This window comes from Variovorax jilinensis (assembly GCF_030316885.1).
Lineage (GTDB): Bacteria > Pseudomonadota > Gammaproteobacteria > Burkholderiales > Burkholderiaceae_C > Variovorax > Variovorax jilinensis.
The window spans coordinates 299,761-310,255 of the sequence record NZ_JASZYQ010000004.1 but is presented as its reverse complement, the minus strand read 5'-3'; the positions used below and the strand labels follow the sequence as shown (position 1 = coordinate 310,255).

Below are 10,495 nucleotides of genomic sequence, written 5' to 3'. Positions count from 1 at the left end.
AGGGCGCCGGCCTCAGGCCATGGCGGCTTCGTGCGCGAGGACCGGCGCTGCAGGCGCGCGCTCCGAAGCATCGGCGATCAGCCCGAACAGGTCCTTCGGGTCCGCCATCCGGGGCACCAGCTGCAGGCGCTCGCCGATGCCGAACTCGAGCGCCGCGGCCTGCAGGAAGCACAAGGTCGAATAGTCCTCGAGCGCGAAGCCGACCGAATCGAAGACCGTGACCTGTGCGGCATCGCGACGCCCCGGATGGTCGCCACGCAGCACGCGCCACAGCTCGGTCGCGGGGGAGTCGGGCGGCAGCTGCTGCAGCTCGCCCTCGATCCGGGTCTGCGGCGCGTACTCGACGAACACCGCAGCATCGCGCAGCACCTGGGCATGCAGTTCGGTCTTGCCGGGGCAGTCGCCGCCGATGGCGTTGAGGTGCATGCCTGCTTCGATCATCTCGGGCGCGAGGATGGTCGCGAGCCGCTTGTCGGCCGTCGCGGTGGTCACGATGTCGGCGCCGCGCACGGCTTCGGCCGTGCTGCCGCAGACGATCGTCTCGAGGCCTTGCGCACGCCATGGCTGCAGGTTGCGCAGCAGCCGGGCCGTGGCGCCGGTGTCGGTGTCGAACAGGCGCAGCGTTCGTATGCCGAGCATCTGGTGGAAGGCCACGGCCTGGAACTCGCTCTGCGCGCCGTTGCCGATCAGCGCCATGCTGCGGCTGTCGCGGCGCGCCAGTGCGCGCGCGGCCAATGCCGAGGTGGCGGCGGTGCGGATCGCGGTCGCCAGGGCCATCTCGGCCAGCAGCAGCGGCGCGCCGGTCGCGACATCGGCCAGCAGGCCGAAGGCCATCACGGTCGGCAGGCCGGACCGCGGATTCGACGGATGCCCGTTGACGTACTTGAATGCATACAGCGTCGGGTCGGCGATCGGCATCAGCTCGATCACGCCGTCCTTCGAATGGCTCGCGATCCGCGCGCACTTGTCGAAGGCCGGCCAGCGCATGAAGTCCTGCCCGATGCGCTGCGCGACCTCCGCGATGCACGCGGCGAGGCCCTTGCGTGCGACCAGGCACGCCACGTCCCGCGCGCCGAGGTGGAGGGTCGATGAGGCTGGGCGGTTCTGCATGGCGGCACCTGCGTGAATGGGGACGAACGATCGGAGCGACCGGCATCTAGTCTGTGCCCGCCGTGCGCCAGTCGGAAGCGCCAACACTGCGGCGAAACGCGGTGGCAACTGTCGAAACGACAGGGCAAACTGGCGATATGGACATCGACGACCTCGACCATCGGCTGATCGCCTTGCTGCGCCGCGATGCCCGCCTGCCGGTCGCGACGCTGGCGCAGAAGCTCGCGGTCTCGCGCGGCACGGTCGGCAATCGCCTGCGCAAGCTCGAGGATGCGGGCGTGATCGTCGGCTACACCGTGCAGCTGCGGCCCGACGCGCGCGCCGACGAGATCCGCGCCTGGATGGGAATCCAGGTCGAGGGCAACCAGACCCGTGGCGTGATCGCGAGCCTGCTCGGCGAGCCCGGCGTCGCCGCCCTGCACGACACCAACGGCCGCTGGGACCTGCTCGCGGAACTGCGCGCAGGCTCGATGGCCGAGCTGTCGCAGGTGCTGGAGCGGATCCGGCTGCTGAAGGGAATCCGGGGCACCGAGACCAGCATCCACCTCGCGACGTACCGGTAGGGCCGGCGCGCTGCGCGCCGCGCCAGCAGAAACCCGCCTCGCTGCCTATGATCGACGGCTGTCCAGCGCCAGGAGCCTCGCACCGCCATGAGCATTCCCACCACCCGCCTCGGCCGCACCGGCCTCACTGTCTCGAAGCTCGCGCTCGGCACCATGACCTTCGGCTTGCAGACCGACGAGGCCGTGTCCCATCGGATCCTCGACTGCGCGGCAGAGGGCGGCATCAACTTCCTCGATACGGCCGACGTCTATCCGCTCGGCGGCACGGTCGAGACAGCGGGCCGCACCGAGGAGATCATCGGCCGCTGGCTGCGCGCCAAGGGTTCGAGCCGGCGCGCCGACTTCATCATCGCGACCAAGGCCGCCAACAAGGTCGGCCCCCACAGCTGGGACCAGGGCAACTCGCGCAAGCACCTGCTCGACGCCATCGACGCCTCGCTCGAGCGGCTGCAGACCGACCACGTCGACCTCTACCAGCTGCACCACGACGATCCCCACACGCCACTCGACGAGAGCCTCGAGGCGCTCGATGTCATCGTGCGCTCGGGGCGCGCGCGCTACATCGGGGTGTCGAACTTCCTCTCGTACCGGCTGGCGCGGGCCATCGGCCGGGCCGAGCTGCGCCGGCTCACGCAGCTGGTCAGCGTGCAGCCGCGCTACAGCCTGCTGTTCCGCGAGATCGAGCGCGAGCTGCTGCCGCTCGCGGCCGAGGAAGGGCTGGGCGTGATCCCCTACAACCCGCTCGCAGGTGGCCTGCTGACCGGCAAGTACAAGGCCGAGGCCAAGCCCGGCGACAACTCACGCTTCACGCTCGGCACGGCCGGCGCCATGTACCAGGACCGCTACTGGAACGACCGCAGCTTTGCCGCCGTGGCGCAGCTGCAGGCGCTGGCCGACGAGGCCGGGGTCGCGCTGTCGACGCTCGCGGTGGCCTGGGTGATGGCGAATCCGCTCATCACGGCGCCGCTGCTCGGCGCCAGTCGCCCCGAGCAGCTCGACGCCACGCTGGCGGCGGCCGAGTACGTGCTCGATGCGGGGCTCAAGGAAAAGCTGGACGCGCTCACGGCGGAGTTCCGCAAGGGCGACGCTCCGAGGTAGGCGTCACCCCCGAGGCGCCTGCGGCGCCTCCCCCTCCAGGGGGCGATACCAGCGGCCCGGCAAAGCCGGTGCCGCGGTATCCCTGGAAGGAAGTCGGTCCGATCAGGCCGGCCGCTTGGGTGCTACGGCTTCGAATGCCTCTGTCTTGCGCCGCGCGTAGCGCTGCGCCAGCACCGCGCAGACCATCAGCTGCATCTGGTGGAACAGCATCAGCGGCAGCACGATGGCGCCGACGGCATGCGTGGCGAACAGCACCTGCGCCATCGGGATGCCGCTGGCCAGGCTCTTCTTGGAGCCGCAGAACACGATCGTGATCTCGTCCTCCTTGTCGAAGCCGAGGGCGCGCGCGCCCCAGGTCGTGAGTACCAGCGCGAGCGCCAGCAGCACGGCACAGACCACCAGCAGGCCGATCAGGGCGCTGATCGGCACCTGCTTCCACAGGCCCTGGATGACGGCCGCGCTGAAGGCCGTGTAGACCACCAGCAGGATCGAGCCGCGATCGACCAGCGTGAGCACCGAGGCGCGGCGCTTGACCCAGGCGCCGATCCATGGGCGCAGCAGGTGGCCCACGATGAAGGGCACCATGAGCTGCAGCACGATGCGGCCGATGGCATCGAACGAGGCGCCCGCTCCGCCCTGCGGCAGCACGATCAGATTGACCAGCGGCGGCGTGATGAAGACCCCCAGCATGGTCGAGGCCGAGGCACTGCACACGGCGGCCGGGATGTTGCCGCGCGCCATCGAAGTGAAGGCGATGGCCGACTGCACGGTGGCCGGCAGCACGCAGAGGAACAGCACGCCCGTATAGAGCTCCGGCGTGACCAGCGGCGACAGCACGGGCTTGAGCGCCAGCCCCAGCAGCGGGAACATCACGAAGGTGGCGCCGAACACCAGCAGATGCAGTCGCCAGTGCGTGATGCCGCCTAGCACCGCCTCGCGCGAGAGCTTGGCGCCATGCAGGAAGAACAGCAGGCCGATCGCCACCGTCGTGAGGCGCTCGAAGAATTGTCCGGTGACGCCGCTTGCCGGCCACAGGCTGGCCAGCACGACCGTGGTGACCAGTGCCAGGGTGAAGTTGTCGGGGAGGTAGCGTGAACGTGCCATGGGCGCTGATTGGACGCCTTCGGCATTCAAAAGAGAAATGGATTTATCTGATAGATATATCATTTCGACGCATGAATGTGAGCCTGCGCCAGCTGCGTGTCTTCCGTGCCATCGCCGAGGGGCGCAACTTCAGCCGCGCGGGCGACGAGGTCGGCCTCAGTCAGCCGGCCGTGAGTCGGGCGGTGATCGAGCTCGAGACCCAGCTCGGCCTCAAGCTGCTCGACCGCACCACTCGCGAGGTGGTGCTGACCGAGGCCGGCCAGTCGCTGGCGCTGCGCCTCGACCGCGTGCTCGACGAGCTCGACCAGGCCCTGGCCGAGGTCCACGGCATGGCTGGTGCGCGGCGCGGAAAGGTGCGGGTGGCGAGCAGCCCGACGCTGTCGGCCAACCTGATGCCGGCCTGCATCGCCGAATGCGCGCGCCGAGAGCCCGAGATCGAACTGGTGCTGCTCGACCGCATCCAGCAGGACGTGCTCGACAGCGTGCGTGCGGGCGAGGTCGACTTCGGCGTCGTGGTCGAGCCGCCCTCGGTCGACGACCTGCATTGCGAGGCCATCCTCGACGATCCCTTCTGCCTCGTGCTGCCGCCCGGCCACCGGCTCGACGGGCGCGCCTCGGTGCGCTGGTCGGCGCTGGACGGCGAGGCCCTGGTGCTGCTCGATCACGCCTCGGGCAGTCGGCGCCTGATCGACGAGGCGCTGGCCGCGCACGGCGCGCGCTGCGTGGTGCGCCAGCAGGTGGGCCACCCGACCACCGTTTTCCGGATGGTCGAGCAGGGCATCGGCATCAGCGTGATGCCGGCCCTCGCGATGCCGCCGGGCGGGCTGGCGCCGCTGGCGATGCGCCCGCTCGTGCCGAGGGTGCAGCGTTCGATCATGCTCGTGCATCGGCGCAACCGGGCGCCCGCGCCGCTGGCGCAGCGGGTCTGGGCGCTGATCGCGGAGATGGCTCAGTCGTAGGAGACGGTCATGATCGAAGCGCCGTCCGGGCGCACGGTCGGAGCCGCGACCGCGAGCCGGCCTCCGGTCGAGCCGAGCAGGCAGCCGCCCGCAGGTGCGCGCTCGACATCGATGCAGCGCAGGTCGACGGGAAATCCGCCCGGACCTTCGGCGTGCACCTGGGCGCTGGGGCTCTGGCCGTGGGGGTCCGAGAACATCACTTCGACGCCCCGCGCCGAGTCTTCATGGCGCACCGGCAACGTCGAAGCAGCCAGAGCGACGCCATGGGGCGAGGCCACGATGCTGCCCTTGAAACGGAGGGTGCCTCGGCTGGCTTCCGCTTCACCGACCGCGGCCACCGAAAGAACCGCGATCAGTGCGCAACCCGCCAGGCGGGCGAGGAGCGGGTGAATTCGTCGTGCATTTCTTTCCATCTCGATTTCCTCATGAAACCGTTGTCGAGGCAGGCCGAAATGGCTCGCCAAACAACGTTCGGCTTCACTTGGACACGATATCGAGAGCAGGAAATCTTTTACTGATCATCGTCAGCGCATTGCGAATTTGCTCGCCCGGCGGCCGACCGAAGGCCTCAACCCTCGATCGACGCCCGCTCGAGCGGCCGGTCCTCGCGCCCGTCCGGGTGGCGCGCGAAACGCGACGGATCGCGCCCGTGCACCGGAGCCTCGTCGGCAAAGGGCCAGCCACCGAACTGGGTGCGGCGGTAGTCGGCCATCGCCTGTGCGATCTCGGCCTGGGTGTTCATCACGAACGGGCCGTACTGGGCGACCGGTTCGCCGATCGGACGGCCCTGCAGCACCAGGAACTCGGCGGTCTCGTCGCCGTTGACGAGCTCGACCGCGGCATCGGCGCGCAGCTCGATCGCGGCGTGCCGGTCGATCGTCTGGCCGGCGACGCCGACCGAGCGGCCCTTGAAGAAGTAGAGGCTGCGCCGCGTGTCCGGCCCGCTGGCGGCCGGCAGCGTCCAGCGCGCGCCGGGCGCCATGCGGAGGGTCCAGATCGCGAGGTCGGCTTCGGGCTGCGAGGCCCAGGAATCCGGCGGTGGCGCGAGCGGGCCGCCCGCACCCGGTTCGCCGTCGATCGGCCCGATCCGACCCGCGACGCTGGCGACCTCGGTCTGGCGGCCTTCGGCATCGGTGGCCGTGAAGTGCGGCATGTCCTCGGACCAGAACATCGTGAAGTGCGGATCGGCCATCTTGCTGCGCGCGGGCAGGTTGAGCCAGATCTGGAACAGCTCGAGCGGATTCGGCGCCGCGGCGTCGAGCAGCGGGAACATTTCGGAATGCACGATGCCCTTGCCGGCGGTCAGCCACTGCACGTCGCCGCCGCCGAAGCGCGCGGTCGCGCCGAGCGAATCCGAGTGGTCGATGAGGCCCTTGCGCACCACGGTCACGGTCTCGAAGCCGCGGTGCGGGTGGCCCGGAAAGCCCGGGACGGTACGGCCGTGGTACATGCTCCAGCCGTCCTTGCGGCTGAAGTCCTGGCCCAGGTCGCGGCCCGCGAGCGGGCTGTCCGGCCCCATCTGCGCGTTGGCGCGCGGATAGGCGTCGTCGTGGTAGACGCAGAACAGGAAGGGGTCGATGGTGGCCCAGGGGAAGCCCAGGGCCTGGATCTGCACGATGGGGCTGGAAGCGTTCATGGTGGTGGCACTTTCGTTGGGGCCCGCGATCGGAGGGCCGATCCGTGACATATGAGGCCTCGGGGCATCAACGCAAGCTTTCGGCCTACACACCGCGGGCGTCACTTTGCTCAGACTCGCGGCTTCGTTCAACCAGAAACTGGATACCCGGGATGGATCGCTCATTCGACGCCGAAGTCGCCACCCTGCGCAGCGTGGCGGCCACCGCGAGCGGAACGCGCCTGCTCGCGCACGAGCGGATCGTGGGCGCGTTCCGCGAACAGCTGCAAGGCGCCGGGCCGGGGCCCAGTGAGGCGGAACTCGAGAGCTTTGCGCGCCTGGTGGTCGTCGAACGCGCGCTGATGAAGGAACTCGGTACGGCCGTCGTGATGGCGGCCCGAAGCGGCGTCAGTGATGGTGACCGTGCTCGCCATGCACATGGCGATGCGCAATCTCTTCCGCGCTAGCGGCACGCACGCCGGTCACGGTCAGGCTGAACTTCAGCGACTTCCCGGCCAGCGGATGGTTGCCGTCGAGCAGCACCTGCGGCCCCTTGATCTTGACCACCGTGAACACGTGGGCCTCGCCCTGGTCGTCGCGCCCCTCGAGCTGGCCGCCGACCTTCACGCCGGGCGGGAACTCGCTCTTCGGGATGGTGCGCAGCAATGCTTCGTCGCGCGCGCCGAAGGCGTCCTCGGGCGCCAGGTGGATGGTGGCCTGGAAGCCCTGCTCCTTGCCTTCGAGCGCTGCCTCGATCTTCGGAAAGGTGTTGTCGTAGCCGCCGTGCAGATAGACCATGGGGCTCTTGCCCTCGTCGAGGAGCTGGTTCGTGACCGCATCGGCCACCTTGAAGCGGAGCGTGACCGCGGTGTCTTTCTGGATTTTCATGGCGACGACGATCCTACACCGCGTCGCCCGGGCCTGTATATTCATCCAGCCCCATGTCCGCCCTTCCCTCGCCCACCCACGGCAGCGATCCGCTCGCGGTCTCTGTGCGCTCGCTGTGCGCCTTCGCGGCCAAGGCCGGTGACCTGGACCTGCGCTTCGTGCCGGTGCCGAGCGCGCAGGAAGGCCAGGCCGGCCACCGCGCCGTACAGGCCCGCCGCAACCTCGACTACGAGAGCGAGGTGTCGCTCTCCACGCGCTTCGGCCGCCTGACGGTGCGCGGCCGCGTCGACGGCTGGGACCCGCGTCGACGCCGCGTCGAGGAGATCAAGACCTTCCGCGGCGACTTCGCGCGCATCAAGGCCAACCATCGCGCGCTGCACTGGGCGCAGGCGCGCAGCTATGCCTGGATGCTGTGCGAGCGCGACGGGCTCGAGAGCGTCGAGGTCGCGCTGGTCTACTACGACCTCGACGAGGAAAAGGAAACGGTGCTCGCGCAGAGCTGGACGTCGGACGAACTGAAGCAGCATTTCGACACCCTCTGCAACGGCTACCTGGCCTGGGCCGAGCAGGAGGCACGCCATCGCAGTGCGGTCGACGCCGCGCTGGCGCTGCTGTCGTTCCCGCACGGCGAGTTCCGGCCCGGCCAGCGGGCGCTCGCGCAGGCGGTCTACCGTTCGGCGATGTCGGGCCGCCCGCTGCTCGCGCAGGCGCCCACGGGCATCGGCAAGACGGTGGCGACCCTGTTCCCCCTGCTCAAGGCGCGGCCCGCGCGGCCGCTGGACAAGATCTTCTTTCTCACCGCCAAGACCTCGGGCCGGGCGGTCGCGCTCGGCGCGCTGCGCGGCCTGGGGCGCGCGCAGGCGCCGCTGCGCGTGCTCGAGCTGGCCGCGCGCGAGAAGGTCTGCGAGAACCCGGGCCGGGCCTGCAACGGCGACGACTGCCCGCTAGCCCGAGGCTTCTACGACCGGTTGCCGGCCGCCCGCAGCGAGGCGGTAGCCGCGGCCTGGCTCGACCGCGAGGCGGTGCGCGGCATCGCGCTCGCGCACGGCGTCTGCCCCTACTTCCTGTCGCAGGAGCTGGTGCGCTGGAGCGATGTCGTGGTGGCCGACTACAACTACTACTTCGACGGCAGCGCCTTCCTCTGGGCCCTCGCGAAGGACGAGGAATGGCGCGTCGCGCTGCTGGTCGACGAGGCCCACAACCTGCTCGAGCGCGCGCGCGGCATGTACTCGGCCGGGCTCGATGCGGGCGCTCTCGACGCCGTGCGCGCGAAGGCGCCGGCCGCCATCCGCAAGGCGCTGGCCGTGCTCGATCGCGAATGGCGCACGCTGCAGCGCGACCAGGTCGCGGCCTATCTGCCGCTCACGCAGATTCCGGAGCGCTTCGCGCGCGCGCTGCAGGATGCGGTCGCGGTCCTGGCCGAGCATTTCGCGGCCCGGCCGGACGAGCCGCCGGGCGCGCTGCAGCAGTGCTTCTTCGATCTGCTGCAGTTCGCCCGGCTGGCCGACAGCTTCGGCCAGCATTCGGTGTTCGAGGCCACGCTCGGCGCCGACGGTGCGCGCGCGCTCGCGATCCGCAACCTGGTGCCGGCGCCGTTCCTGCAGTCGCGCTTCGCCGACGCGGCCTCGGCGGCCTGCTTCTCGGGCACGCTCGCGCCGTTCGACTTCTACCGCGACACGCTGGGCCTGCCTGACGACACGGCCACGCTCGACGTCGGCTCGCCGTTCCACAGCGACCAACTCGCGGTGCGTGTGGCGATGGACCTGTCGACGCGCTTTCGCGATCGCGACCGCTCGCTCGCCGCATTGGTCGACATCGTCGGGGCCCGGTACGCGGAGCGGCCCGGCAACTACCTGGCGTTCTTCGGCAGCTTCGACTACCTGGCCAGCGCCGCGGCCGCGTTTGCGGCGCGGCACCCCGGCGTGCCGGCGTGGTCGCAATCGCGCGGCATGCGCGAGCCCGAGCGCGAGGCCTTCCTCGCGCGCTTCGTGGCGGGCGGCCGGGGCGTGGGCTTCGCGGTGCTCGGCGGTGCCTTCGGCGAGGGCATCGACCTGCCCGGCGACCGGCTCGTGGGTGCCTTCGTTGCCAGCCTCGGACTGCCGCAGCACAACGAGCCCAACGAGGTGATGCGCGAACGCATGGAGGCGCTGTTCGGCGACGGCTATGCGTACACCTACGTCTATCCCGGGCTGCAGAAGGTGGTGCAGGCGGCCGGTCGCGTGATCCGGAGCGAAACCGATGCAGGCGTGCTCTATCTGCTCGACGACCGCTTCGCGCGCCGGGAAATCCGGGCGCTGCTGCCTGCGTGGTGGCGGGTCGAGCCGGTGTTCGCGCTCGCGCCCTCGAACCTTGCCGCCGCCTAGAAGGCGGGCCCGCGCGTGGCCGCGCTGCGGCCGATCTTGCGCAGCCGCGCCGAGAGCTGGACCTGCGTCTCGAGCTCCCGCTGCCACAGCTCGTAGCCGGCGTCGCTCGGATGCAGGCGATCGCGCGCCGAGAGCCGCGCGGGATGGCGCGCGAAGGGATCGTCTGCGCGGGCGAGGTACAGCGACACATGGCGCGCGCCGTTGGCCTGCGCCACCTCGGCGACCAGCGCCTGCAGCCGCCGGGCGCGCCAGCTCATCCACCAGTTCCAGGGCGGCAGCAGGAAGCGCAGGTTGCCGAGGTTGCCGGGTGGCATGAACACCACCAGGTCGGAGCAGACCCGTGCGCGCTGCGCCACCCGTTGCAGCGCCGCGCGCAGGCGGGCGTCGCCGGTCGGCCGCAACGCGTCGGCTGCGCCGCCAAGCACCAGCACGGCGTCGAAGCGCTCGTCGTCGTCGAAGCGTGCCGCCATGTCCTCGAAGCGGGCGCCGGGCGTGGCGCGGTTGACCACCGTGAGCGTGGGATTGGCGCGCGACAGCAGGCCCGGCAGGCTGCATCCGGGGCTGCTGGCGCCACTGCCGGCCGCGGTGCTGTCGCCCACCACCAGCAGGCGTGCGCCCTCCGGGCTGGCCTGGCGCTCGAAGGGATGGCTGCGGTGCGCCAGGCGGCCCGCATGGCGCAGCCGCAGGGCCGCATAGCCCGCGGTGGCGGCCGCGAAGGCGGCCAGGACGCTCAGGCCTGCACAGGCCGTGATGTGCTTTTGCTTCACGCTCGCTCCTCGAGATGTCTCGAGTCTG

The 10,495-nt window shown here is 70.5% G+C and carries 11 protein-coding genes; 4 read left to right on the top strand and 7 right to left on the bottom strand.

The features are described 5' to 3' along the window. Positions 1-12: 12 nt before the first annotated feature. A complete protein-coding gene (gene ocd / locus QTH87_RS17195; protein WP_286610869.1) occupies positions 13-1,110 on the bottom strand; it encodes an ornithine cyclodeaminase in 1,098 nt (365 codons plus the stop codon). Between the two features lie 137 nt (positions 1,111-1,247). Between ocd and QTH87_RS17190 the strand changes: the two genes are divergently transcribed. Together QTH87_RS17190 and QTH87_RS17185 are read left to right on the top strand one after the other, a co-directional pair. After that, complete coding sequence (locus QTH87_RS17190; protein ID WP_444812801.1) at positions 1,248-1,673, top strand: Lrp/AsnC family transcriptional regulator; 426 nt, start codon at positions 1,248-1,250, stop codon at positions 1,671-1,673. An 87-nt stretch (positions 1,674-1,760) separates the two neighbouring features. Then, positions 1,761-2,771 carry an aldo/keto reductase gene (locus tag QTH87_RS17185; protein WP_286610867.1) on the top strand — a complete coding sequence of 337 codons (1,011 nt, stop codon included), beginning with the start codon at positions 1,761-1,763 and terminating at the stop codon, positions 2,769-2,771. 102 nt (positions 2,772-2,873) lie between these two features. Here the strand turns inward: QTH87_RS17185 and QTH87_RS17180 are convergent, their stop codons facing one another. Further along, positions 2,874-3,875 carry a bile acid:sodium symporter family protein gene (locus tag QTH87_RS17180; RefSeq protein ID WP_286610866.1) on the bottom strand — a complete coding sequence of 334 codons (1,002 nt, stop codon included), beginning with the start codon at positions 3,873-3,875 and terminating at the stop codon, positions 2,874-2,876. Positions 3,876-3,946: 71 nt separating this feature from the next. Between QTH87_RS17180 and QTH87_RS17175 the strand changes: the two genes are divergently transcribed. After that, complete coding sequence (locus tag QTH87_RS17175; protein WP_286610865.1) at positions 3,947-4,834, top strand: LysR family transcriptional regulator; 888 nt, start codon at positions 3,947-3,949, stop codon at positions 4,832-4,834. Here QTH87_RS17175 and QTH87_RS17170 read toward each other — a convergent pair. The 4 genes from QTH87_RS17170 to QTH87_RS17155 form a co-directional block, all read right to left on the bottom strand. Continuing rightward, positions 4,825-5,298 carry a hypothetical protein gene (locus QTH87_RS17170; protein WP_286610864.1) on the bottom strand — a complete coding sequence of 158 codons (474 nt, stop codon included), beginning with the start codon at positions 5,296-5,298 and terminating at the stop codon, positions 4,825-4,827. The genes QTH87_RS17175 and QTH87_RS17170 overlap by 10 nt on opposite strands. Positions 5,299-5,402: 104 nt before the next feature. Further along, positions 5,403-6,470, bottom strand: a complete 1,068-nt coding sequence (locus QTH87_RS17165) for a pirin family protein (RefSeq protein WP_286610863.1) — start codon at positions 6,468-6,470, stop codon at positions 5,403-5,405. A 161-nt stretch (positions 6,471-6,631) separates the two neighbouring features. Next, positions 6,632-6,883, bottom strand: coding sequence for a hypothetical protein (locus tag QTH87_RS17160; protein ID WP_286610862.1), 252 nt, complete (start codon positions 6,881-6,883; stop codon positions 6,632-6,634). Next, positions 6,858-7,337, bottom strand: coding sequence for an FKBP-type peptidyl-prolyl cis-trans isomerase (locus tag QTH87_RS17155; RefSeq protein ID WP_286610861.1), 480 nt, complete (start codon positions 7,335-7,337; stop codon positions 6,858-6,860). Before QTH87_RS17155 ends, QTH87_RS17160 begins: the two co-directional genes overlap by 26 nt. A 53-nt stretch (positions 7,338-7,390) precedes the next feature. Between QTH87_RS17155 and QTH87_RS17150 the strand changes: the two genes are divergently transcribed. Continuing rightward, entirely contained in the window at positions 7,391-9,700 is a 2,310-nt protein-coding gene (locus QTH87_RS17150; RefSeq protein ID WP_286610860.1) for a helicase C-terminal domain-containing protein, read from the top strand. Here QTH87_RS17150 and QTH87_RS17145 read toward each other — a convergent pair. Further along, positions 9,697-10,467 carry an SGNH/GDSL hydrolase family protein gene (locus QTH87_RS17145; RefSeq protein WP_286610859.1) on the bottom strand — a complete coding sequence of 257 codons (771 nt, stop codon included), beginning with the start codon at positions 10,465-10,467 and terminating at the stop codon, positions 9,697-9,699. The two genes, QTH87_RS17150 and QTH87_RS17145, sit on opposite strands and share 4 nt — an antisense overlap. Between the last annotated feature and the right edge of the window lie 28 nt (positions 10,468-10,495).